Raw genomic sequence first — 23,550 nt, forward strand, 5'->3', positions numbered from 1 at the left:
GCTGTCTCCTTCGCTCTCAGGCCGTACGCAGGAAGCGGTCCAGGACCTGGACGCCGAAGTGCAGGGCATCGACGGGCACGCGTTCGTCGACCCCGTGGAAGAGGGCCTGGTAGTCGAGGCCCTCGGGCAGCCTGAGCGGGGCGAAGCCGTAGCCGGCGATGCCGAGCCGGGAGAACTGCTTGGCGTCGGTACCGCCGGACATGCAGTACGGCACCACGTGCCCCTCGGGGGCGAACTCCTCGACGGCGGCGCGCATCCTGGCGTACGTCGGTGAGTCCAGCGGTGCCTGGAGGGCGACCTCGCGGTGCTGGAACTCCCAGTCGACGTCGGGGCCGGTGAGCTCGTCGAGAGTGGCGCGGAACTCGTCCTCGGTGCCGAACAGATAGCGCCCGTCGACGAAGGCGACGGCCTCGCCGGGGATGACGTTGAGCTTGTAACCGGCGTCCAGCATCGTCGGGTTGGTGCTGTTGCGGACGGTGGCCTCGACCAGCCGGGCGGCCGGGCCGAGCTTGTCGAGGAGCAGGTCGACGTCGCGCAGGTCGCTGTCGATGCCGTAGAGCGCGGCGAGTTCGGTGAGGGCCGCGGAGACGGTCGGGGTGAGCCGGAGCGGCCAGGTGTGCTCGCCGATGCGGGTGACGGCGGCGGCGAGGCGGGTGACCGCGTTCTCCTTGTTCACCTTGGAGCCGTGTCCGGCCCGGCCGCGTGCGGTGAGCTTGAGCCAGCCGGTGCCGCGCTCCCCGGCGGCGACCGGGTAGATCTGCCGCCCGGTGCCGTCGTGGAAGGTGAAGGCGCCCGACTCGCCGACGCCCTCGGTGCAGCCCTCGAACAGTTCGGGGTGGTGGTCGGCGAGGAAGCCGGCGCCGTCGACCGCGCTGTCCTCCTCGTCGGCGGTGAAGGCGACGACGATGTCCCGGCGCGGCCGGACTCCCTGCCGGGCCCAGGCGCGCACCACCGCGAGGATCATCGCGTCCATGTTCTTCATGTCGACGGCGCCCCGTCCCCACACCACCCCGTCGCGGATCTCCCCGGAGAAGGGGTCGACGCTCCAGTCGGCGGCCCGCGCGGGCACCACGTCGAGGTGGCCGTGGACCAGGAGCGCGTCGGCGGCCGGGTCGGTGCCCTCGATGCGGGCGACGACGTTGGTACGGCCCTCGGTGCGCTCCAGGAGGATCGGTTCCAGGCCCGCTCCGCAGAGCTGCTCGGCCGCGTACTCGGCGGCCGGGCGCTCCCGGCAGTCGCCGCCGCCGTGGTTGCTGGTGTCGATCCGGATCAGTTCGGAGGTGAACCGGACGACCTCGTCCAGTGCCTGCTGGTCAGCCATACTGCTCCTCCACCGCGGCCGAGACGATCGTGGTGACCGCCTTGAAGGTGCGGATGCCGTCGTACATGGTTCCTTCGGTGTACGCCACCTTGCGCTCGCCGATCCGCTCGACGCCGGGGACGACGGTGGCGGAGAGGGCGAGGTGCTCGGCGTCGAACTCCAGGGCGATCGTGAAGGGGCCGCCGGTCACGGGCTCGTGCCGCACCGCGAGGCGGGCGGCCTCCTTGGCGGCGGCCCGGATCTCCCCGGCCGTCCTGGCCGGGGTCCGGCACACCGCCGCGTACCGGGACACGTGGTCCTTGACGGCGACCTTGAGGGCCTCGGGCGCGTAGCCGAGGGCGTCCTCGCAGGCCAGGTCGTCGCCGGTGAAGAGGACGACGGGGACGCCGTACTCGGCGACCACGTGGGCGTTGAGCAGGCCCTCGCTGGCGCGGACGTCGTTCAGCCAGACCCCGGTGACGGAGTTGGCGAGGTAGGTGTGGGCGAGGACGCCCGCCATGCCTGCGCCGGTGTGGTAGCCGACGAAGGCGACCCCGTCGACGTCACCGTGCTGGACGCCCTCGACCATGGAGAGGGACTTGTGGCGACCGGTGATCATCTCGGCGCGTTCGTCGAGCTGCTCCAGGAGCAGGTTGCGCATGCTCCAGTGGGCCTCGTTGATCAGGACCTCGTCGGCGCCGCCGTCGAAGAAGCCGAGGACGGCCGCGTTCACGTCCGAGGTGAACAACGACCGGCACCGCTCCCACTGCGGTGTCCCCGGGAGCACGTCACCGGGCCAGGTCACCCCGGTGGCGCCCTCCATGTCGGCGCTGATGAGGATCTTCATGGTCCGTCACGTTACGCGTCGCGGGAGGGCCGGGCCAGCAGGCGGGCGGGGCGCGCCCGCCCACCCCCGCCCACCCCGCCCGGCCCCGGCGCGGTCCCCGCGTGCTGCCTCAGCCCTCCCGGCCCGCGAGCAGCCACCTGGACGGCAGCACGATCAGCTCGCCGTCCGGGGTGAACTCGGTGGTGGTCAGGGGAAGTTCACCGCTCGCCAGGACGGTGAGGCCGGCGCTGCGCAGGTAGCCGAGGACCGCGTCGTCGGCGACCTCGCCGGGGGCTATGCCGTGCCGGAAGACCGGGGCGAGCTTGGGCGGCGGGCCCGACGGGCTCTGCGCGAGACCGCCGAGCAGGGGCCCGGCAGCCTCGGCGAGTTCCACGAGGAAGGCCCGGCCGCGGCTGCCGACGAGGGTGGCGATGGTGTCGACCAGTGGTTGCCGGTCGTCCGGTTCGCACTGGTGCAGGACGCCCCGCATGTAGACGTTGGCATCGCCCAGCTCCAGGTGCAGGGCCTGGGCCTCGGTCTTGTCGGCCGCGTCGAGGAGCCGGTAGCGGGCCTGTCCCGCGGGATCGGCCTGCCGGGCGTGCTCCAGGGCGGCCTCGGACATGTCGGTGCCGAGGACGCGCGGGAAGTGCTGGGCGAGGAAGCGGGTCTGGGTGCCGTTGCCGCAGCCCAGGTCGACCAGGGGCAGGCCCGGGTCGATGAGGTGGGGTTCGAAGAGGGCGACGTGGACCGCTGCGGTCACGTCCGGATCGGCGTCCCAGAACACCGCCCCCGGTTCGTCGGGGGCTTCTCGCCAGAAGTCCTCCCACGCATGCCGGTTGCGACTAGTCACGCTCATGGCCAACTCCCCAGGGTGAAACCGCAGATGACCGTCAGCACTGACGGGCCAGTACGGTTTACCCTGCGCGGGTTTCGGCCACAAGCGCCCAGCGCGTTCCTTCACCACCCGTTCGGCGAACCTGCGCCCCCGGGTCAGCGGCGCCGCGAGGTGAGTTCGAACCAGACGGTCTTCCCGGCGGCCGTGCGACTGGTGCCCCACTCCCGGGCCAGGGTGCTGACCACCCGCAGTCCGCGTCCGGCGTCGGCGTCGGGGCGCGCGTTGAGCAGGGTGGGCAGGGTGTGGTCGTCGTCGTCCACCTCGCACAGCAGGGTCTCGCCGCGGATCAGCCGGAGCTGCACCGGACGACTGTGGGAGTGCCGTACGGCGTTGGTGACCAGTTCGCTGACCATGAGTTCGGCCGGGTCGGCCAGGCGCCCGAGACCCCAGTCGTGCAGCTGCTCGCGGACGACGGCGCGGGCCCGGCCGACCTCGGCCGGGTCGAGGGCGAGCCGCCATTCGGCGACGTCCTCGGGCGCGATGCCGTTGAGCCGGGCCATCAGCAGGGCGACGTCGTCCTTGCGGCCGCCTCGGGTGTTGAGCGCGCGGATGATGGTGTCGCAGGCCTGGTCCATGGAGGCGGCCGGGTGGGCGGCGGACTCGCAGAGGGTGGCGAGGCCGACACCGATGTCCTCGCCGCGCATCTCGACCAGGCCGTCGGTGCACATCACCAGCCGGTCACCGGGCTCGACGCGCACCCGCAGCGACTCGAAGGCGACCCCGCCGACCCCTATGGGCGCGCCGGTGGGCAGGTCGAGGAGTTCGCTGCGGCCGTCGGCGGCCCGCACCAGGACCGGCGGGATGTGGCCCGCGTTGGCGAGGTGCAGTTCGCCCTCGATCGGGTCGTAGACGGCGTAGAGGCAGGTGGCCAGGTAGGAGTCACCGAGGCGCTGCGCCAAGTCGTCGAGGTTGCGCAGGAGTTGGGCGGGCGGCAGGTCCATCGCCGCCATCGTCTGGACGGCGGTGCGCAACTGGCCCATCATCGCGGCCGAGTTGAGGCCGTGGCCCATGACGTCGCCGACGACGAGCGCGGTGCGGGCGCCGGGCAGTTTCACGGAGTCGAACCAGTCGCCGCCGACCCGTCCGAGCAGGGTGCCGGGCAGGTAGCGGGTGGCGATGTCACAGCCCGCCATCCGGGGCGGGATGTGCGGCAGCATGCTGTCCTGGAGGGTCTCGGCGACGCTCTCCTGGAAGGTGTACATGCGGGCGTTGTCGAGCACGAGGGCCGCGCGGGCGGCGAGTTCGGCGCCGGTGACCCGGTCCATGTCGTTGAACAGCTCGCGCTCCGGGTGGCGCAGCAGGATCATGAAGCCGAGCACGACGTTGCGGGCCTTCAGCGGCACCACCAGCATCGAACGGCCGGTGATCAGCGGCCGGATGTCGCGCTTCTCGAACTGGGAGGCGATGGCATGGCCCATCTCCTCGCTGATGTGCGGGACGAGGACCGGTTCGCCGCTGGTCATGCACTGGAAGAACGGGGTGTGCGCCGGGAAGGGCATGGCCTCCCCGATCGGCACGACGTCGTCCCAGCGGCCGGGTTCGTCGGTGTGCTCCAGGGCGACCCGGTGCCACATGGTGGTGGTGTCGGGCACGCCGTCCGGGAACCCCTCACCGGCGACGACCTGTTCCCGCAGGTAGGTGCCGGCGACGTCGGTGAAGCGGGGTACGACGGCTCTGCTGACCTCGACGATGGTGCGGGACAGGTCGAGCGAGGTGCCGATCTTCCCGCTCACCTCGTTGAGGAACTCCAGGCGTTCGCGGACGGCCGCGTGCTCCAGGTCCTCGGCCACGTCGTCGGTGAGTTCGGCGGGGACGGGCAGCCCCTGGGCGGCGGCGAGTGCGGCGCGTGCTCGGCGGGCCTTGCGCTCGGTGCGCCGGGCGACGCCCCAGTCGGGGGTGACCGGCACCCGGTCGTTCTGGCTGAACTCCAGGATGGGGTAGCCGAGTTCGAGGACCTGGGCGACTATCCGGGCGCTTTCGTCCACGCTCATGCTGGGCAGGATCTCGGGCAGCCTGCGGGCCAGCTCCTCGGCGCCGGGGAAGTCGGTGTGCAGGGCGAAGCCGGGCGCTATCCGCTCGACGGCGACACCCTCCTCCTGCTCGGCCCTGTGCAGCCGTTCGGCGTCGGCGGCCAGCACCAGGAGCCGCTCCTCCCCGGGGCCGACCAGCGGGTACGCCCACCAGAGCACGTCGGTGCGGTCGCTGCCCTGCCCTTCGGGCGCGGCTGCCCCCGGCTCGCTTCGCGTGGGCACGGTGAGGCGGGCGCGGCCCGCCGCCGGGAAGTTCAGCCGTCCGTCGAGGGACGACTCCAGGTCGGGGCCGAGTCCGTCGTACGCCGCGTAGGCCCCGTACGGGGTGATCTCGTCGTCCTCCTCGGGGAGAGCGCCGGAGACGGGCAGCAGGTCGAGGACGGCGCGGCCGATCGCCTCCTCCCTGGCGGCGCCGAAGAGGCGTCGGGCGCCGGTGCTCCAGTGGGAGACCCGGCCGGCACGGTCGACGACGACCACGGCCAGCGGGATGCGGCCCACCGCGCCGTCTCCGGCACCGAGGCCGGCAGGTGCGTCCCGCTCGCTGCCACGGTCCATGACCCAGGCCCTCTCTCCCCACGGCTCCGCAAAAGATCTGTGCCGCCCGCCACTACCGTACGGTGGCCGCAGGTTGCGATGTGTGGCATTCCTGGAATTGTTTCACCGGATCACACCGGCGCGCGGGCCGGCGGTCAGTGCTCGCACGCGGGTCGGCGGTCAGTCCTCGTGGCCGAGTTGGAGGTCGCGTTCGGTACGGCCGCCGCCCGCGACCTGGAGGACCGTGGCGACCGGCGGGTAGCCGGCGGCGATGACGGTGTACTCGCCGGACGAGAGGTCGACGAACCGGAAGGTTCCGTCGGCACCGGTGGTGAGGGTGTCCACGACGTTCCCCGCGGCGTCGAGCAGGGTCACCCGCGCGTCCTCCACCGGCCGGCCTCCGCCGGCCCGGACCGTGCCCTTCAGCACGGCACCGCCGGCGAGTTCGACGTCCTGCCGGGTCTCCCGGGAGGCCTGCACGGTGACCGGGAGGGCGGCCGGGCGGAAGGCGGGCGCGCTGCCGGCGAGGGTGTACTCGCCGGCCACCAGCTCGGTGATGACGTAGCCGCCCTCGCGCCCGCTGCGGACGCTGGCGACGACCTCGCCGTGCACGTTGGTGAGGGTGACGGTGGCGTCCCTTACCGGCGTGCCGTCGGCGGTGAGCACGCTGCCCGCGAGGCGTCCGGCGCCGCCGAGGACCACGTCGAGTTCGACGGGCCGCTCGCCGACGGTCACGGTGACGGCCTGCGGCTGGTGTCCGCCGGCGGCGGCGATCAGGACGTACGCCCCGGAGCCGGGTGTGGCCAGGGCGTACCGGCCGTCCTCGCCGCTGGCGCCGCGGCCGATCTGCCGGCCGACGGCGTCGATGAGGGTGAGGGCCGCGCGGGGCACCACGGTCCCGTCGGGGTGCTGGACGGTGCCGCAGACGGGGATCCCCGCGCCGGTGCCCGGCGGGCGCGGCGGGGTGTGGCTCCCCGCGGCCGGGGGCTGGACGCGGGCCTGCGGGATCGGGGCGGTCACGGGAGCGGACTCCGTTTCGGCGGTGTGGTGCGACACCAGCGGTTTCTCCTTGAGGAAGCAGGCGACGATCAGGCCGAGGACGAGCACCGGGACCAGGTAGAGGAAGATCCGGGGCATGGCGTCGGCGTAGGCGCGGATGTAGGCGTCGCGCAGTGCCGGGGGCAGCGCGTGGACGAGTTGCGGGGTGAGGGCCTCCGGGTCGGGCAGCCGGGCGCCGGCGTGGACGGGGAGGCGGCGGTGCAGGGCGTCGGTGAGCCGGTCGGTGAAGAGGGTGCCGAAGACGGCGGCGCCGACGCTTCCGCCGATCTGCCGGAAGTAGTTGTTGGCGCTGGTGGCGGTGCCGAGGTCGGTGGGGCGCACGGAGTTCTGCACGGCGAGGACCAGCACCGGCATCACCATGCCGATCCCGGCGCCGAGGACGGCCATCCAGATGCTGTACTGCCAGCGCGGCGTGCCGATGTCGAGCCGGGACAGCAGCCACATGCCGACGACCGAGAGACCCCCGCCGAGCACGGGGTAGATCCGGTAGCGCCCGGTGTGGCTGATGAGCTGTCCGGCGACGACCGAGGCCCCGACGATCCCGCCCATCATGGGCAGCATGAGCAGCCCGGACCCGGTCGCCGAGGCCCCGTCGACCATCTGCAGGTAGGTCGGCAGGTAGCTGGCGGCGCCGAACAGGGCGACGCCGATGACCAGTCCGACGAGGCCGGTCACGGTGAAGACGGGGTCCCGGAACAGCCTGAGCGGGATGAGGGGTTCGACCGCGTGGTGCTCGACGACCAGGAACAGCCCGGCGGCGAGCACCGCGCCGGCGCCCAGCCCGAGGATGACGTCCGAGCCCCACGCGTACTCGGTCCCGCCCCAACTGGTGAGCAGCACGAGGCAGGTGGAGGCGGCGGTGAGCGACAGCGCGCCCAGCACGTCGAAACGGGCGCGCGGCCGGGGTTTCGGCAGCTTCAGCACAAGGGTGACGACGGCCAGGGTGACCAGCCCGAAGGGCACGTTGACGTAGAAGCACCAGCGCCAGGAGAGGTGGTCGGTGAAGTAGCCGCCGAGCAGCGGCCCGGCGACGGAGGCGAGACCGAAGGCGGCACCGATCAGCCCCATGAACCGGCCGCGCTGCCTTGGCGGCACGATGTCGGCGATGATCGCCTGCACGCCGATCATCAACCCGCCCGCGCCGACGCCCTGTACGGCACGGAAGGCGATCATCTGGTCCATGCTCTGCGCCCGTCCGGCCAGCGCGGAGCCGACGGCGAAGACCAGGATCGCGAACTGGAAGACGCCCTTGCGGCCGATCAGGTCGCCGAGCTTGCCGTAGACGGGCAGGCCGACGGTGGCGGTGAGCAGGTAGGCGGTGATCGCCCAGGACATCCTGTCGAGGCCGTGCAGTTCACCGACGATCTTCGGCAGCGCGGTGGCGACGATCATCTGGTCCAGCGCGGCGAGGAGCAGGGCCAGCATCAGCCCGCAGAACACCAGCCAGGTGCGGCGCGGCCCGAGTCCGGGCGCCGGGGCGGCTTCGGGTACCGGCGCGGCCGAAGGCGCCGCGGCCGGTTCCTCGTACTCCACCAGCGTCGTTCCGCCCACGTACCGCTCCCCTCGTCGCGCCTGCGCACCATTGCCGCCGTGAAGGCGACAACTACGGGCAGGCGCGACGGGTTACGGCACGGGACCGTCCGGAACGGAGATCCACTCGAACCGGTGAGGGCGGCCAACGCCCTCTGTTCGTCAGGAGATTACTTCTCGACCTGGGCGGCGAGCTTGTCGAGCACCGCGTCGTAGATACGGCCGAGGCCCTTGGGGGCGAAGGTCTTCTCGAAGAAGCCGCCGATGCCGCCCGCGCCCTGCCAGGTGGTGTGGACGACGACCCTGGACTTCCCCTCCCCGGCGGGGGTGACCCGCCAGGTGGTGACCATGGAGGAGTTGCGGTCCTTCTCGACCAGCTCGCCGTCGGTGGGCTCGGTGACCTCCAGGAGGCAGTCACGGACGCGCTTGCTGGTGGCCTGGAGCTTCCAGTGGACGAGGGTGCCCTCGCCGTCGCCGCCCTCGCGCACCTCGTACTCGCTGTAGTGCTCGGTCAGGAGGTTCGCGCGCGCGCCGCTGTAGTCGGCGAGGGTGTCGAACACCGTCTCCGGGTCCGCGGCGACGATCCGCTCCGTGGTGGCCTCGACCTGCGCCATTGCGTTCCTCCAGCAGCTGGGTTCTCGGGGTGGTACCAAGCCAACCACCCCGGCGCCCGGCGCCCCAAATCGGGGTGCCGGAAGCGGTCGGAAAGCGCGTCCGCACGGTCTCCACGGATCGTTCGCACGATCATGGGAACAGATGTTCTATTCTGTGGTGAGTGCTACTTGCCTGACCCTATGGAGCCCGGGAGGGCCGATGCTCAGCACTCCGCACGCGGACCAGGCCTGGAAAGGCATGACGAGGTCATTCCCGACCGCACAGGAGCCGGGCCCGTATGCCGCCCCGGGCAAGGCGGAAAGGACCGCATACGCCGTGCTGCTGCACGGACCGGCCGCGCGCCCGGGCGACGCCGACGCGAGCCAGTGGCTGCTGCTGCGCGACCGCACGGCGAAGCGCCTCTGACCGACGCACCAGCGATGCGCCTCGCCGCTACCGGCCGAAATCCGTTGCGGGCGGCGGGGGTTCGGGGGTCGGGGGGAGATCGGCGCGGGGGACGGCGCGCTATCGTGGGGGTTCGGCCGGTGGGTGCGAAGGGTGGGACGGGCGGTCCACACCTCACTCCGGCCGGGTCACGCGCTCCCGGGCGGCCGGGTCGTCGAACGGTCGTGGCCGTGTGCCCTGCCGTGCCCCCGACCGACCCGCGCCCCGCGCCGGGCGGTCCTCCCAGGTCCCGGCATGCCGTGCGGCCACGGGCATCCCGCCGCACGTCATGCCCGACGACCAGAGGAAGGCCCTCCCGTGCACGTGTCCGCCCCCGAGGAGACCGCCCCCACGACCCGACCGGCCGGTCCCTCCCGTGCCCTGTCCTGGATCCCCGGCCTGCTGCGCGACACCGCGTTCCGCCGCTACTGGACCGCGCAGACCGTCTCGTACCTCGGCGACCAGGTGTCCGCCCTCGCCATCCCCCTCATCGCCGTCACCGTGGTGCACGCGGGCGCGGCCCAGATGGGCTACCTCGGCGCCGCGGTCTGGCTGCCGCACCTGCTGTTCGGGCCGTACGCCGGACTGTGGGCGGACCGCCGCAGGCACCGCCGCCGTGTCATGATCGCCGCCGACCTGGGGCGCTGCGCGCTGCTGCTCGGCCTGCCTCTCGTGTACGCCTTCGGCAGGCTGACGTTCACCGTCCTGTTCACGGTGGCGTTCGGCGTCGGGCTGCTGTCGGTCCTCTTCGAGGTGTGCAACCCCCCGGTGTTCAAGGCGCTGGTGCCGCCCGGGCACTACGTCGCGGGGAACTCGCTGGGCAGCGGCAGCCGGGCCATGGCCAAGGTCGTCGGCCCCAGCGCCGGCGGCTTCCTGGTGCAGCTGTTCTCCGCGCCCGTGGCCCTGCTGGTGGACGCGGTGTCGTACCTCGTCTCGGCCGTGCAGCTGGCGCGGATCGCGCCGCAGGAGGCACCTCCCTCGAAGGAGCGTGCCCGGCTGCGGGCGGCCGGCCGGTTCGTCGTCCGCTCCCGGACCATCCGGGCGGCGCTGGCCGCCACCGCCACCGTCAACTTCTTCTGCTTCGTGACCACCACCCTCTTCGTGCTGTACGCCACCACCACGCTCGGCCTCGGCGCGGGCCTGCTGGGCACGGTGCTGGGCGCCGGAGCCGTCGGCGCGGTGGTGGGCGCCGTCTCCGCGACCCCGCTCACGCGGCGCCTGGGGGTGGGGCGGACCTTCCTGCTCGGCTGCCTGGCGACCCCAGCCCCGCTGCTGCTGATCCCCGCGGCCCACGGGTCCGGGGGCACGGTCCTGCCGATGCTGGTCGGCGCCCAGTTCGGCTCGGCGATGGGCGTCATCTGGATCGACATCACCGCCGCGACCCTGCTGACCTCGCAGGTCCCGGACGCCATGCGGTCCAGCGTGTTCGGCGCCTACCAGGGGGTGAACCTCGGCATGCGGCCGCTCGCCGCGCTGCTCGCCGGTGCCGTCGCCGGGCCGCTGGGGCTGCGCACGACGCTGTGGATCGCCGCGGCCGGGGCCCTCACCGCCTGCCTGTGGATCCTGCCCTCGCCGCTGTCCCGCAGGACCCCGCCCGAGGCCGTCCAGGAGACCTGAGCGGCACAACCGGCAGCCGGAAGTGCCTCCCGGACTGCCTGTGACAGTGCCGTTCCGGCCGTCGTGGCGCGGTTAGCGTTCTTGTACCGATCGATGATCGCCGTCGCGGCACCGCTCACGCGGCTCGCACCCACCACCCCTTTCCCGGACGTCCGCCCGCGTCTGCCCGCAACCGCCGAAGCAGGGCGACCGGGACCGGGGCGTGGGGGGGGGGGCCCCCCCCCGCGCCCCCCCGCCCCCCCCCCGGGCCCCCCCCCCCCCCCCCCCCGCCCCCCGGTCCCCGCCCGTCCGTCACCGCCCCTCATGGAGACTTCCGTGACACCAGCAGATTCCGGACACTTCCTCGACAAGTTCCTCCGGCAAGCAGCAGCAACCCCCGACCGCCCCGCGGCAGAGCTCGGCGACCGGCACCTGACCTACGCCGAACTCGGCGCCCGCGCCCGGGCCCTGGCCGCCCGGCTGCACTCCCTCGGCGTGGGCCCGGGAGCGACGGTCGGCGTGTTCCTGGAGCCGTCCCTCGACCTCGTGACCTCGGTCCTCGCCGTCGCCCACGCCGGCGCCGCCTGGCTGCCGCTGGACCCCTCGTACCCGGCCGACCGGCTGTCGTACATGATCAGCGACTCGGGTGCCGCGCTGGTGATCGCCGACGCGGACGCGCCCGAGTGGCTGCGCTCCCTCGGCGTGCCGCTCGCGGACCCCGCCGACGACACCGCGCCGGCCGAGCCCCTCCCGCTGCCCCGGCTGCGCCCGGAGTCCGCGGCCTACGTCATCTACACCTCCGGTTCCACCGGCCGCCCCAAGGGCGTGACGCTCACCCAGCGCGGGCTCGCCAACCTGGCCGACGCCCAGCGCTCCACGTTCACCGTCGGACCGGGCCACCGGGTGCTCCAGTTCGCCTCGCCCAGCTTCGACGCGTCCGTCTTCGAGCTGGCCATGGCGCTGTGCTCGGGCGCCACCCTGGTCCTGCCGCCGCGCCGCGACGTCCTGTACGGGCCCGGCCTCGGCGACTTCCTCGCCGACGCCCGGATCACCCACATCACCCTGCCGCCGAGCGTGCTCGCGATGGTGCCGGAGCGGGAACTGCCGCACCTGGAGACGATCGTGTGCGCCGGTGAGGCGCTCCCCCAGCAGCTGGTCGACCGGTGGGCACCGGGCCGGGCCATGTTCAACGCGTACGGCCCGACCGAGACCACCGTGTGGGCCTCGGTGTCCCGGACCGTGCCGGGCGGCGGCAAGCCGGTCATCGGCCGGGCCATCGACGGCGTGCGCCTCTACGTCCTGGACGAGTCGCTGCGCCCGGTGGCGCCCGGCGAGCCCGGTGAACTGGTCATCGGCGGCGCGGGGGTGGCCCGCGGCTACATCGGCCGGGCGGACCTGACCACCGACCGTTTCGTGCCGGACCCGGACTCCCCCGGCGAACGGGCCTACCGCACCGGCGACCTGGTACGGATGACGCCCGACGGCGAGCTGGACTTCCTCGGCCGCATCGACCAGCAGGTCAAGCTGAACGGCTTCCGCATCGAGCCCGACGAGATCGCCGCCGTGCTGCGCGAACACCCCGCCGTCCAGGATGTCGCGGTGGTCGTGGGCCGGGTCGGTGACGAGGACCGGCTGGTGGCCTACGCCGTGGCGCCGTCGGCGGAGCCGCTGGAGCTTCGCGGGTTCGCCGCCGGCCGGCTGCCGCACTTCATGGTGCCGTCGGTCGCGCTGATCGACCGGCTGCCGCTGCTGCCCAACGGCAAGCTGGACCGGGCCGCCCTGCCCGCCCTGGACCGCGCGTCGCTGGGGCTGGGCGGCGGCGGGGCCGAGGCCCGCACCGAGACCGAGCGCCGACTGGCGGAGATCGCCGCCGAGTTCCTCGGCATCGACGAGGTCGGTGTCGACGACGACTTCTTCCTGCTGGGCGGCCACTCGCTGCTCGCCGGACGCCTCGCGGCGCGGGTCCGTTCGGAGTTCGGCGCCGAGCTGCCGATATCGAGCATCTACCAGGAGCGCACGGTGGCCCGGATGGCCGCCGAGCTGGACCGGCTGGGCCGCAGCGCGCCGCCGCTGCCGCCGGTGGTCCGGGTACCCCGGGACCGTCCGCTGCCGCTGTCCTTCCCCCAGGAGCGGATCTGGTTCCTGGAGCAGCTCTCCCCCGGCAACCTCGCCTACAACGCCCAGGCCACCATCCGGCTGCGCGGCCCGCTCGACGCCGAGGCGCTGGGCGCCACGATCACCGAGGTGGTCCGCCGCCACGAGATCTTCCGGACGGCCTTCGCCACGGTCGACGGCGTGCCGATGCAGCAGGTCCGTCCGCCGATGGCGGTGCGGCTGCCCGTGGTCGACCTCCAGGACGTGCCGGAGGCGGACCGGGAGCGCCGTACCGAGGAGGTCGTACGGGACACCATCCGCCGTCCCTTCGAGCTGACCGAACCGCCGCTGGCCCGCTGGCTGCTGATCCGGCACGCGGCCGACGACCACACCCTCGTCCAGGTGGAGCACCACTTCGTGCACGACGGCTGGTCGTTCGGCGTGCTCCTCGACGAGATCCGGGCGATCTACCCCGAGCTGGCGGCCGGCCGGCCGTCACCGCTGCCCGAACCGCCCATCCAGTACGCCGACTTCGCCGCCTGGCAGCGTGCCTGGATGCGCGACGACGTACTGGACCGTCACTTGGACTACTGGAAGCGGCACTTGGCGGACGCCCCGCTCGTCCTGGATCTGCCGACGGACCGGCCGCGGCCCCGTGTGCCGTCCTTCCACGGCGCGGCCCTGCGGATCGAGCTGCCGACCGAACTCAGCCGTGCGTTGCGGGAGTCCAGCGAGCGCTCCGGGGTGACGCTGTACGCCTCGATGCTGTCGGGCTTCGCGGCCCTGCTGAGCCGCTACTCGGGCCAGAGCGACCTGGTGGTCGGCTCGGGTGTCGCGAACCGCAGGCTCGCGGAGACCGAGCGCATGCTGGGCATGGTGGTGAACACCCTGCCGCTGCGGCTGGACACCTCGGGCTCCCCGGGCTTCGAGGTCCTGCGGCGCCGGGTCAACGACGTGCTGATGGAGACCTCGGACTGGCAGGACGTGCCGCTGGGCCGGCTGGTGGAGGCCGTGGCCCCGCCGCGGGTGCCGTCCATCAACCCGCTGTTCCAGGTGATGTTCAGCTTCCACAACGCCATCGTCCCGGACCTGGAGTTCGGCGGGGTGCGGGGCACCGTCCTGGAGCGGCACAACGGCTCGTCCAAGATGGACATGAACATCGTGGTGGTGCCGCGGGCCCAGCAGCGGGCCGGCCGTGAGGACCACCCGGACCGCGACCGGATCACCCTGATCTGGGAGTACGCCTCGTCGCTGTTCGACGAGGACACCATCCGGCGGATGGTGGACCACTACATCACCCTGCTGCGGTCGGCGGTCGCCGACCCGGAGCGGCCGATGGACCGCATCGGGCTGGAGTCCGGCGCCGCGGAGCGCGAACTGCCGCCGCTCGGCGGCGGGCTGGGCGAACGCGTCGAGTACCCCGGCGGCCTGCTGACGGACCTGGTGGACGCGGTGGCGGCGGCGACCCCGCACGCGCCGGCGGTCACCGACTCCGAGAACACCCTCTCCTACGCCGAACTCACCGGCCGCGCCAACCACCTGGCCGCCCGGCTGCGCGAGGCCGGAGTCGTCGCCGACACCCCCGTCGGCCTCTGGATGGACCGCTCCGCCGAGATGGCCGTCACCCTCCTGGCCATCGTGAAGGCGGGCGGCGCGTTCCTGCCGCTCGACCCGGACCTGCCGGTGGGCCGGGTGGTGACCCTGCTGACGGACGCGGACGCCCCGCTGATCTGTGTGGACCGGCAGCGCGCCGAGTCGCTGGCGGACTGTGCGGCCGGATCGCTCACGGTCCTGGACTGCGGGCCGGGCACGCTCACCGAGTCCTCGCCCACGGCGGTGGACAACGGTGTCACCGGGGACAACCTGATCTCGGTGTACTACACCTCCGGGTCGACCGGCACACCCAAGGGCGTCGCCTCCACCCACACCGGCTGGACCAACCGCATGCAATGGATGCAGGCCCAGTACCCCCTCACCCCCGGCGACACCGTCCTGCACAAAACCGTCCTCAGCTTCGACGACTCCGCCGTCGAGATCCTCTGGCCCCTCATCGCCGGCGCCACCGTCGTCATGCTCCCCCCCGGCCTCCACCGCGACCCCCGCGCCATCGCCGACTGGACCAGCGACCACCACATCGCCGCCCTCCACTTCGTCCCCTCCATGCTCACCCTCTTCCTCGACGAGATCACCCCCACCCGACCACCCCTCACCCACCTCCGCCACGTCATCTCCAGCGGCGAAGCCCTCCGCCCCGACCTCGTCGCCAAGTTCCACGACCGACTCGCCCACACCCCCGCCCGCCTCCACAACCAATGGGGCGCCACCGAGGTCTCCATCGACTCCACCAGCCACACCTGTGTCCCGGAGGACGAGTGGGCCGGTGACGTGTCCCTCGGCGAGGCGATCGCCAACAACCAGGTGCTGATCCTGGACCAGCACCTCAACCCGGTGCCCGACGGTGTCCCCGGTGAGCTGTACCTGGGCGGCGTGGGCCTGGCCCGGGGCTACCTGGGCGACGCCCGCAAGACGGCCGCGGCCTTCGTCCCGCACCCGTACGCGGACGGCGAGCGGCTGTACCGTACCGGCGACCGGGGCGTGCGGCGACCGGACGGCAGGCTGTCGTTCCTGGGGCGCGCGGACAGCCAGGTCAAGATCCGCGGCATCCGCATCGAACCCGCCGAGATCGAGCACACCCTGCGCCGCCACCCCGGCGTCCGCGACGCCGTCGTCACCAAATGGGAACCCGTCCCCGGCGACCAGCGCCTCGCCGCCTACATCACCGTCGAACACGCCGGTCCCGACGACGAACTGCCGGCCGGGCTCACCACGCACCTCAGCGATCTGCTGCCCCGCTACATGATCCCCTCCAGCATCACCGTGCTGGACCGCATCCCCGTCAACGCCAACGGCAAGACGGACTACCGGGCGCTGCCCCTGCCGCGCTTCGAGGCGGACGCGGTCGCGGTGCGGCCGGCCACCGAGGCCGAGCAGCTCATCGACGGCATCTGGTCGGAGGTGCTGGACCGCACCGACCTGGACATCCACGCCAACTTCTTCGCCCTGGGCGGGCATTCGCTGCTCGCCACCCGGATCGTCTCCCGGCTGCGTGCGGCGCTGTCCGTGGACGTCCCGCTGGCGCTGATCTTCGACAACCCGACGATCCACACCATGGCCACCGCTCTGGAGAACCTGCTGCTGGACGCGGTCGGCGACCCGGAGACGGACCAGGCGACGGACCAGGCCGGGGACGCGACCGCCGAGAGGACCCGCTCATGACCACGAGCAGGACACCCCAGGCGGACCCGCGGGAGGCGCGGCGCGCGCAGGTCAGGTCGCTGCTCCAGGGCGCCCGTGACGCCCAGCGCGCCGACGCGGCGGCGACGGCCGTTCCGGTGGCCGGACCGGACGCGCGGGTGGCGTCGTACGCGCAGGAGCGGATGTGGCTTCTGGAGCAGATGATGCCGGGCTACAACACGTCCACCGTGATCCGGGTCCGGGGCGCGCTCGACGCCGAGCTGTTGGCCCGGAGCTTCACGGTGGTGGCCGGCCGGCACGAGGTGCTGCGCACGGTCTTCGACGAACGGGACGGCGCCCCCGTCCCCCGGGTGCTGCCGGCCGCGCCGGTCCCGGTGCCGGTCCACGACGTCGTCGGGGACAGCGCCGCCGAACGGTACGCGGCGGGCGTGGAGTTCGCCCGGGCGCTGATGCGTGAGCCGTTCTCGCTGGCCACCGGGCCCGTCTTCCGGGTCGCGGTGGTGCGGCTGGCCGAGGACGACGCACTGCTGGTGCTGGTGGTCCACCACATCGCGATCGACGGCACGTCGATGCGGGTGCTGTGGTCGGAGCTGTCCCGGGCCTACACGGCCCTGGCGGCCGGCCGCGAGCCGGAACTGCCGCCGCTGTCCCGCCAGTACGGGGACTACGCGGCGTGGAGCCGGGAACACCAGACGCCGGAGCGGCTGGGGCACCAGCTGGAGCACTGGCGGCAGCGGCTGGCCGGCGCGAGCACCGACGAACTGCCGACGGACCGGCCCCGGCCGACCGTGCGCACCGGGAACGGCGCCCCGTTCTCGTTCACCGTGGACAGCGAGCTGGGGGCGGCGGTCAACCGCTTCTCACGGGAGCACAACGCGACCGCGTTCATGACGCTGACGGCCGCGTTCAGCGTGGTCCTCGCCCGGCACTCGGCGACCCGGGACGTCACCCTGGGCACGCCGATCGCCGGCCGGGTGCGTCCCGAACTCGACGAGATGATCGGCTACTTCGTCAACACCCTGCTGATCCGCACCGAGCTGGCCGACGACCCGTCGTTCGAAGAGCTGCTGGCCCGCACCCGGGCGAACACCCTCGCCTCCTACGAGCACCAGGAACTGCCCTTCGAAGCCGTGCTGGAGGAGCTCCAGCCGGAGCGGGACCCGAGCCGCAACCCGCTGTTCCAGGTGCTGTTCGCGCTGGGCGACGAGGAGACCGACGACCTGGTCCTGCCCGGTCTGGCGACCGAGCGGGTGGAGCTGGTCGACGGCAAGTCGCGGTTCGACCTGAGCGTGGCCCTCACCCGCTCCGGCGACACGTTCTCCGGAATCGCCTACTACGCGTCGGATCTGTTCGAGCCGGCCACGATCAGCCGGCTGATGCGGCACTTCGTCACGTTCCTGCGCAACGCGCTGGCCGAGCCGGGCCGTCCCGTCTCCGGCGTCGGCATGGTCGACGCGGCCGAACGCGAGCGGCTGCTCGCCACGGGGCTGGGCGAACGCGTCGAGTACCCCGGCGGCCTGCTGACGGACCTGGTGGACGCGGTGGCGGCGGCGACCCCGCACGCACCGGCGGTCACCGACTCCGAGAACACCCTCTCCTACGCCGAACTCACCGGCCGCGCCAACCACCTGGCCGCCCGGCTGCGCGAGGCCGGAGTCGTCGCCGACACCCCCGTCGGCCTCTGGATGGACCGCTCCGCCGAGATGGCCGTCACCCTCCTGGCCATCCTCAAGGCGGGCGGCGCGTTCCTGCCGCTCGACCCGGACCTGCCCCTCGGCCGCGCCGTCCAGGTGCTCACCGACGCGGGCGCCCCGGTGGCCTGCGCGGACGCCGAGCGGGCGGCCCTGCTCGCCGGGGCCCGCGACGGGGCCGGTGCCGGGTGCGCGGTGCTGGACTGCGGTCCCGGAACGCTCACCGGGTCGTCCCCGGCCGCCCCCGACAGCGGTGTCACCGGGGACAACCTGATCTCGGTGTACTACACCTCCGGGTCGACCGGCACACCCAAGGGCGTCGCCTCCACCCACACCGGCTGGACCAACCGCATGCAATGGATGCAGGCCCAGTACCCCCTCGCCCCCGGCGACACCGTCCTGCACAAAACCGTCCTCAGCTTCGACGACTCCGCCGTCGAGATCCTCTGGCCCCTCATCGCCGGCGCCACCGTCGTCATGCTCCCCCCCGGCCTCCACCGCGACCCCCGCGCCATCGCCGACTGGACCAGCGACCACCACATCGCCGCCCTCCACTTCGTCCCCTCCATGCTCACCCTCTTCCTCGACGAGATCACCCCCACCCGACCACCCCTCACCCACCTCCGCCACGTCATCTCCAGCGGCGAAGCCCTCCGCCCCGACCTCGTCGCCAAGTTCCACGACCGACTCGCCCGCACCCCCGCCCGCCTCCACAACCAATGGGGCGCCACCGAGGTCTCCATCGACTCCACCAGCCACACCTGCACCACCGACGACCACGACGCGGACGTCCCGCTCGGCCGTGCCATCGCCAACAACGAGGTGCTGCTGCTGGACGAACGCCTCAACCCCGTCCCGGACGGCATCCCCGGGGAGCTGTACCTGGCCGGCGTGGGCCTGGCCCGCGGCTATCTCGGCGACGCCCGCAAGACCGCCGCGGCCTTCCTGCCGCACCCCGAGGTGCCCGGCGCCCGGCTGTACCGCACGGGCGACCGGGGCATCCGGCGCGCCGACGGCTCCCTGGTCTTCCTGGGGCGCGCGGACAGCCAGGTCAAGATCCGCGGCATCCGCATCGAACCCGCCGAGATCGAGCACACCCTGCGCCGCCACCCCGGCGTCCGCGACGCCGTCGTCACCACATGGGAACCCGTCCCCGGCGACCAGCGCCTCGCCGCCTACATCACCGTCGAACACGCCGGTCCCGACGACGAACTGCCGGCCGGGCTCACCACGCACCTCAGCGATCTGCTGCCCCGCTACATGATCCCCTCCAGCATCACCGTGCTGGACCGCATCCCCGTCAACGCCAACGGCAAGACCGATCACCGGGCGCTGCCCGAACCGAAGGCCGCCGCCGAGGAGACGGCCACCCGGGCGAGTGGGGCGGCCGAGGAACTGGTCGCGGGGATCTGGTCGGAGGTGCTGGGCCGGCCGGAGCTGGACGTGCACGCCAACTTCTTCGCCCTGGGCGGGCATTCGCTGCTCGCCACCCGGATCGTCTCCCGGCTGCGGACCGCCCTCTCCCCCGACATCCCGCTCTCGCTGATCTTCGACAACCCCACCATCCGCACCATGGCGGAAGCGGTCGGACACCTGCTTCCCGCGTCCGGTACGGCCGACGGGAGGACATCCCGATGACGACAAGTCCGATCGTGGAACGCGCGGTGGAGACCGCGCGGCGCGGGACCGGCTCCGGTCCCGCCGTGGACGCGCCGCTGTCGGCGGCGCAACGACGGGTGTGGCTCCTGGAGCACCTCCGTCCGGAACTCGTCGAGTACAACATGGCGCAGGTCTTCGAACTGGCCGGGCTGCTCGACGTGGACGCCCTGGCGGCCGCCCTGCGGCTGGTCGTGGAGCGGCACACCATCCTGCGCTCCCGGGTGGTGCAGGACGCCGCCGGCCGACCGCGGCTGCGGGTGGGACCGGCGTCGGCGGTACGGCTCCAGCGCACCGACCTTCGCTATCTGGCGGTCGGACCGGCGTACGAGGAGGCGTACCGGCTGCGGGACGCGGACATCAGCGGCCGGTTCGACCTCGCCACCGGGCCCTGGCTGCGCGCCCGGCTGACCGAACTCCCCGACCAGCGCTACCTGTTCACCGTGGTCGTGCACCACATCGCCGTGGACGCGGCGTCCATGCAGATCCTCTGGCAGGAACTCTCGCAGGCCTACGCGGCGTTCACCGCGGGCGGCCGTCCGGAGCTGCCCGAGCTGCCGATCCAGTACGCGCACTACGCGGACCTGGAGGCCCGGCAGCTGGAGACGCCCGAGGCGGCCGCCGAGGTCGAGTTCTGGAAGCGGACCATGGCCGGGGCGACCCCGACCGAGCTGCGCGGCGACCGGCCCCGGCCCGCGGTGCGCGGCGGCGCGGGCGCCCGGGTCTCGCACGTGATCGACCCGGCCGTCGCGGACGGGGTGCGGGAACTCGCCCAGAAGTACCACGTGTCGCCGTTCATGGTGCTGTTCGCGGCGTTCGCCGCGCTGGTGTCGCGGCACTCCGGCAGCCGGGACGTGACCGTGGGCGTGCCGATGTCCGGCCGTACGCTCCAGGAGACCGAGGGCCTGATCGGGTTCTTCGTCAACACGGTTCTGCTCCGCACCGACCTGGCCGGCAACCCGACCTTCGCCGAGCTGCTGTCCCGGGTCCGGGGCACCACCCTGGAGGCGTACGAGCACCAGGGCGTGCCGTTCGACGTGCTGGTGGACGAGCTGCGGGCGGAGCGCGACCTGAGCCGCAACCCGCTGTTCCAGCTGCTGTTCAACCTTGTCGAGGAGCAGACCTCGCAGCTGCGGCTGCCCCGGGTGTCGGCCAGGTCGCTGCCGGTCGAGACGGACACCGCGCGCTTCGACCTGGACGTCACCGTGGTGACCCGGGGCCGGCGCATGGAGGTGCTGATCTCCTACGCCACCGAGCTGTTCGAGGCCGACACCGTCGCCCGGTTCGCCGAGCACTACCGGCGGATCCTGGCGCACGCGGTGCGGCGGCCCGAGACCCGGATCGGCGACCTCGATCTGCTGGCGCCCGAGGAGGAGCGGCTGCTGCTCTCGGACTGGAACGACACCGCCGGGCCCGAGTCGCCGCTGCTCGTGCCGGACCTGGTGGACCGGCAGGCCGCCCGGACCCCGGACGCGGTCGCCGTGGAGGGACCGGGCGGCGAGCGGCTCACCTACGCCGAACTGGTGCGGCGGGCCTCGGCGCTGGCAGCCGTGCTGCGCGCGGAGGGCGCCGGCCAGGACGCCCCGGTGGGCGTGATGGTCGAGCGGTCCCCGGACCTGCTGGTGGCGCTGCTGGCCGTGCTCAAGTCCGGCGCGGCCTATCTGCCCCTGGAGTCCGACTATCCGCCGGAGCGGCTGGCGTACGTGCTGGCCGACAGCGGGGCCCGGCTGCTGCTGGGCCGCCCGGAGCTGGTGGCCCGGCTGGACCCGGCCCCGGACGTGCGGGTCATCGACGTGGGCCGGCCCCCGCGGATGCCCGCGCAGAGCGGTCCGGCGGCGCCGGTCGGCCCGGACGACCTGGCGTACGTGATCTACACCTCCGGTTCGACCGGCCGCCCCAAGGGCGTGATGGTCCCGCACCGCGGTCTGGTGAACTTCGTCGCGGACATCGGCGCCACCCTCGGCCTGTCCGGTGACGACGTGCTGTGCGCGGTGACCACCGTGGCGTTCGACGCGTCGGTGCTGGAGCTGTTCGTGCCGCTCGCCCACGGCAGCCGGGTGGTGCTGGTGGACCGGGAGACGTCCGCGGACGGCGCGGCCCTGGCCCGGATCGTGACGGAGTCGGGGACGACGGTCATGGCGGCGACGCCCGCCACCTGGCACCTGCTGCTGCTCAGCGGCTGGCAGGGCGGCGACCTCCAGGCGGTCTCCGGCGGCGAGGCGCTGTCCGCGCAGCTCGCCCAGGAGCTGGCGCCGCGGGTGTCCCGGCTGTGGAACGTGTACGGCCCCACCGAGACCAGCGTCTACTCGACCGTCCAGCTGATCGCGCCGCCGGGTCCCGGGGAGCCGGTGTCGATCGGACTGCCGATCGCCAACACCACGGTGCACGTGGTGGACGACCGGATGCGGCTGGTGCCGATCGGCGCCGTCGGCGAACTGGTCATCGGCGGCGCGGGCGTCACCCGCGGCTACGCCGGGCGGCCCGCCCTCACGGCGGAGCGGTTCGTACCGGACCCGTTCGGGGCCGGCGGCCGGCTCTACCGCACCGGTGACCTGGCCCGCAGGCGGCCCGACGGCAGGCTGGAGTTCATCGGCCGGGAGGACACCCAGGTCAAGATCCGCGGCCACCGCATCGAACTCGGCGAGATCGAGTCCGTCCTCCAGCGCCACCCCGCGGTGGACCGGGCCGCGGTGATCACGGCGGGCGAGGACATGGCCCGGCGGATCGTCGGCTACGTCTCCTGGCGGGACGAGCCCGACGAGCCCGGACTCCGCGCCCACCTGCGCGAGCACCTGCCGCAGTACATGGTGCCGGCCGTGCTGGTCGGGCTGGAGCGGATGCCGCTGACGCCGAACGGCAAGGTGGACCGCAAGCAGCTGCCCGAACCGGCCGCCGAGGCGGGCGCCGAGCCGGTCGCGCCCCGCGACTCGCTGGAGCTGCGGGTGACCTCGATCTGCGAACGGGTCCTCGGCCGGTCCCCGGTGGGGGTGCGGGACGACTTCTTCGCCGTCGGCGGCAACTCGCTCAGCGCCTTCGAACTGGTCGAGGCGGTACGGCGGGAGCTCGGTGTGAGCGTGCCGCTCAGCACCTTCTTCCGGTCGCCCACCATCGAGGCGCTGTGCGAGGCGCTCCCCGGGCTGTCCGCGGTCTCCGAGCGGCTGCTGGTCCCGCTGTCGACGGCCTCGCCCGCCACCCGCTCGCCGCTGTTCCTGGTCCATCCGCACGGCGGCGGCGTCAGCTCCTACATGGGCCTGGCGCGGGAGCTGGAGGGCACTGTCGACCTGTACGGCGTCGAGGCGGTCGGCTACAACACGGACGCGGCGCCGCTGCGCACCGTCGAGGAGATCGCCGAGCGCTATCTCGCCGAGATGGCGGAACTGGCTCCCGAGGGGCCGGTGCTGCTGGGCGGCTGGTCGTTCGGCGGGGTGGTGGCGTTCGAGATGGCGGTGCGGCTGGAGCGGGCGGGCCGCGAGGTCGGCGCGCTGGTGCTGCTGGACTCGCCGGTGCCGGGCTCGGCGGACCTCGTCGGCGACGAGGACGTGCTGTCCCGGTTCGGGGCCGACGCCGGGCTGTCGTCCGACGAGATGGACGGCCTCGACGACAACGCGCTCATCGCCGCCCTGGTCCGCCAGTCCCACCAGGACGGGCGGCTGCCCGACCGGATCGAGTCGACGGCCGTGCGCCGCATGGTCGAGGTCGCCCGCGCCAACGGGGAGGCCGCCGGCCGCTACCGGCCCGGCGCGGTCGTCCACGCGGACGTCCACCTGCTCACCGTCTCCGAGTCCCACCCGACCCTCAAGAGCCCCGACGTCGACCCGGACGCCTGGCAGGCGCTGACCCGCGGCCGGGTCCGCACCGTCCCCGTGCCGGGCAACCACCACGACATGGTGCACCCTCCGCACGTCGCCGAACTGGCCGCGCGGATCGCCGAGATCGTCCGCCCGCACCAGAGCGCCGGCCGCCCCGCCGGTCCCCCGGACGCCTGACCCGCGACGATCGCCCGACAAGGAACGAAGCCGGGCGGACGCGGGGCCCGAGCGGCCCCG

Annotated in this window: 11 protein-coding genes; 5 read left to right on the forward strand and 6 right to left on the reverse strand. The window is 73.2% G+C overall.

The genetic code is table 11. The annotated features are described in order from the left end of the window. Nucleotides 1–16 precede the first annotated feature (16 nt). From ACZ3KP_RS33810 to ACZ3KP_RS33835, 6 genes are all read right to left on the reverse strand, one after another. A complete protein-coding gene (locus tag ACZ3KP_RS33810; RefSeq protein ID WP_358984459.1) occupies nt 17–1,321 on the reverse strand; it encodes a M20/M25/M40 family metallo-hydrolase in 1,305 nt (434 codons plus the stop codon). After that, the gene (locus ACZ3KP_RS33815) at nt 1,314–2,147 is read right to left on the reverse strand and encodes a M55 family metallopeptidase (protein ID WP_467504186.1); all 834 of its coding nucleotides are present in this window, start codon (nt 2,145–2,147) and stop codon (nt 1,314–1,316) included. Before ACZ3KP_RS33815 ends, ACZ3KP_RS33810 begins: the two co-directional genes overlap by 8 nt. Before the next feature lie 109 nt (nt 2,148–2,256). Continuing rightward, nucleotides 2,257–2,982 (reverse strand): class I SAM-dependent methyltransferase, encoded by a 726-nt coding sequence (locus ACZ3KP_RS33820; protein WP_467504187.1) that lies wholly within the window; start codon nt 2,980–2,982, stop codon nt 2,257–2,259. 134 nt (nt 2,983–3,116) lie between these two features. Next, nucleotides 3,117–5,606 carry a SpoIIE family protein phosphatase gene (locus ACZ3KP_RS33825; RefSeq protein ID WP_467504189.1) on the reverse strand — a complete coding sequence of 830 codons (2,490 nt, stop codon included), beginning with the start codon at nt 5,604–5,606 and terminating at the stop codon, nt 3,117–3,119. A 159-nt stretch (nt 5,607–5,765) separates the two neighbouring features. Then, on the reverse strand, nt 5,766–8,195 hold the full coding sequence (locus tag ACZ3KP_RS33830) for an MFS transporter (protein ID WP_467504191.1): 2,430 nt from the start codon (nt 8,193–8,195) through the stop codon (nt 5,766–5,768). 149 nt (nt 8,196–8,344) lie between these two features. After that, a complete protein-coding gene (locus ACZ3KP_RS33835) occupies nt 8,345–8,788 on the reverse strand; it encodes an SRPBCC family protein (RefSeq protein WP_132893789.1) in 444 nt (147 codons plus the stop codon). Nucleotides 8,789–9,026: 238 nt separating this feature from the next. Between ACZ3KP_RS33835 and ACZ3KP_RS33840 the strand changes: the two genes are divergently transcribed. From ACZ3KP_RS33840 to ACZ3KP_RS33860, 5 genes are all read left to right on the forward strand, one after another. Further along, a complete protein-coding gene (locus tag ACZ3KP_RS33840) occupies nt 9,027–9,194 on the forward strand; it encodes a hypothetical protein (RefSeq protein ID WP_467504193.1) in 168 nt (55 codons plus the stop codon). 336 nt (nt 9,195–9,530) lie between these two features. Continuing rightward, complete coding sequence (locus ACZ3KP_RS33845; RefSeq protein WP_467504195.1) at nt 9,531–10,829, forward strand: MFS transporter; 1,299 nt, start codon at nt 9,531–9,533, stop codon at nt 10,827–10,829. Nucleotides 10,830–11,144: 315 nt separating this feature from the next. Continuing rightward, nucleotides 11,145–16,178, forward strand: a complete 5,034-nt coding sequence (locus ACZ3KP_RS33850; protein ID WP_467504197.1) for an amino acid adenylation domain-containing protein — start codon at nt 11,145–11,147, stop codon at nt 16,176–16,178. Further along, complete coding sequence (locus ACZ3KP_RS33855) at nt 16,175–19,486, forward strand: non-ribosomal peptide synthetase (RefSeq protein ID WP_467504199.1); 3,312 nt, start codon at nt 16,175–16,177, stop codon at nt 19,484–19,486. Before ACZ3KP_RS33850 ends, ACZ3KP_RS33855 begins: the two co-directional genes overlap by 4 nt. Continuing rightward, the gene (locus ACZ3KP_RS33860) at nt 19,483–23,490 is read left to right on the forward strand and encodes a non-ribosomal peptide synthetase (protein ID WP_467504201.1); all 4,008 of its coding nucleotides are present in this window, start codon (nt 19,483–19,485) and stop codon (nt 23,488–23,490) included. Before ACZ3KP_RS33855 ends, ACZ3KP_RS33860 begins: the two co-directional genes overlap by 4 nt. Nucleotides 23,491–23,550: the final 60 nt, after the last annotated feature.

It is taken from the genome of Streptomyces sp. NPDC020958 (assembly GCF_055562175.1).

Bases quoted from the DNA above. Each gene is read 5' to 3' on its own strand.
- ACZ3KP_RS33810 (WP_358984459.1), bottom strand. From the start codon at position 1,321: ATGGCTGACCAGCAGGCACTGGACGAGGTCGTCCGGTTCACCTCCGAA.
- ACZ3KP_RS33815 (WP_467504186.1), bottom strand. From the start codon at position 2,147: ATGAAGATCCTCATCAGCGCCGACATGGAGGGCGCCACCGGGGTGACC.
- ACZ3KP_RS33820 (WP_467504187.1), bottom strand. From the start codon at position 2,982: ATGAGCGTGACTAGTCGCAACCGGCATGCGTGGGAGGACTTCTGGCGA.
- ACZ3KP_RS33825 (WP_467504189.1), bottom strand. From the start codon at position 5,606: ATGGACCGTGGCAGCGAGCGGGACGCACCTGCCGGCCTCGGTGCCGGA.
- ACZ3KP_RS33835 (WP_132893789.1), bottom strand. From the start codon at position 8,788: ATGGCGCAGGTCGAGGCCACCACGGAGCGGATCGTCGCCGCGGACCCG.
- ACZ3KP_RS33840 (WP_467504193.1), top strand. From the start codon at position 9,027: ATGACGAGGTCATTCCCGACCGCACAGGAGCCGGGCCCGTATGCCGCC.
- ACZ3KP_RS33855 (WP_467504199.1), top strand. From the start codon at position 16,175: ATGACCACGAGCAGGACACCCCAGGCGGACCCGCGGGAGGCGCGGCGC.
- ACZ3KP_RS33860 (WP_467504201.1), top strand. From the start codon at position 19,483: ATGACGACAAGTCCGATCGTGGAACGCGCGGTGGAGACCGCGCGGCGC.